This window comes from Veillonella sp. ZSJB6, from assembly GCF_051549505.1.
GTDB lineage: Bacteria > Bacillota > Negativicutes > Veillonellales > Veillonellaceae > Veillonella.
Genome location: NZ_JBPUGE010000080.1, coordinates 1 through 262, shown reverse-complemented (window position 1 = coordinate 262; position 262 = coordinate 1). Strand labels below are relative to the sequence as shown.

At 54.6% G+C, this 262-nt stretch carries 1 pseudogene; it reads left to right on the top strand.

The features are described from left to right. Nucleotides 1-13: 13 nt before the first annotated feature. Nucleotides 14-262, top strand: a pseudogene (locus ACSV5T_RS09970) (porphobilinogen synthase); the annotation flags it as partial.

Below are 262 nucleotides of genomic sequence, written 5' to 3'. Positions count from 1 at the left end.
AGGCGCCGACTTCATGATCGTCAAACCAGCGCTCGCGTTCATGGACATCATCCGTGACATGCGCGATTCGCTCGATATGCCGATCGTGGCGTATAACGTGAGCGGAGAGTACGCCATGGTCAAAGCGGCTGCTTTAAACGACTGGGTCGATGAGCAACGCATCGTCATGGAGACGATGGTCGGCTTCAAACGGGCCGGTGCGGACCTCATCGTCACGTATTTCGCAAAAGACGTCTGTCGCTATTTGGAAGGAGACTATTCA